This is a genomic window from Pseudoruegeria sp. HB172150, assembly GCF_013184805.1.
Taxonomy (GTDB): Bacteria; Pseudomonadota; Alphaproteobacteria; order Rhodobacterales; family Rhodobacteraceae; genus Psychromarinibacter.
The window spans coordinates 1-1110 of record NZ_JAATNG010000017.1 but is presented as its reverse complement, the minus strand read 5'-3'; the positions used below and the strand labels follow the sequence as shown (position 1 = coordinate 1110).

Here is a 1110-nt window from a genome sequence, read left to right as displayed (position 1 = left end):
ACCGGGGAGGTGAGCTTCGTCAGCGCGCCGGATTACGAGGCCCCGGCGGATACCGATGGCGACAACGTCTACGAGTTCGAGGTCGTGGCCAGCGACGGCGCGGGGAATTCCACCACCCAGGCCGTCAGCGTCACGGTTGTCGACGGCGACGGGCTGTCAATATCCGACGCCTATTCCCAAAGGGCGTTGCTAACAGACACGTGCACGATCAGTTTCACAATCAGCCGGAACTCGACCGGTGCGATGAGCATGAGCTACGAAACCATCGGTAGCGGGGACAACCCGGTCGTTGCCAGCGATTTCCTCGCAGATGTGCTGCCTTCCGGCACCATCGACTTCGCCGCAGGCGAAACCGAGGTGACACTCTCCTTCGAGATCGATGGTGACCTTGCCATTATAGCGGACAAGACGTTCGCGCTGTCCGTGACAGACAGCGACAATGTCACTGTTACCGCGACAGGAACGATCCCGACTGATGAGCGAGTCATCGGCACCGACGATGATGACAACTACACACTTCCAACGGGACAAGTATACACTTGGCTCGAGGTGGGAGCGGGAAATGACCTCATCACCATACCTAGCATTTTCAGTGAACAGGGTGATGGCATAATCAGGACGACATTCTACAGCTACAACTATGATCTAGTTTCGTCCGATGGATTGGTACTGGCAAACGCTATCGGTAGCTCTACACAAAATTACCCTTTTTTGTATGGCGACGTAATTGACGGTGGGGAGGGGTACGACGTTCTTCTTGCGAGCTCTTCAAATGACGGGCTATTTCTTACCAGCTCACATGACGTAGCTGGTGGAGACAAGTCTATAAACAGATTCAGCAATATAGAGTCATTTTATTTAAGGAATGGTGCCGATGAGTTTAACTTTACAACTCCTCACGGGAGCTCAGAATATGACTACTATACGACCTCATGCAGTATACGAGGTGAAGATGGAAACGATCAAATCTGGGCCGGCGCGGGCGATGACCTTCTGATCGGCGGATGGGGCGCCGACTTTCTGTCGGGCGGGGTCGGAAATGATACGTTGTGGGGAGCCGGTGGCACTGGCGGTGCATATGAGGACTTGAGTCGGGATGTGTACGCCTTC

At 54.3% G+C, this 1110-nt stretch carries 1 pseudogene; it reads left to right on the top strand.

From position 1 onward, the window contains the following. Positions 1-1110, top strand: a pseudogene (locus HCO70_RS24530) (hypothetical protein); the annotation flags it as partial.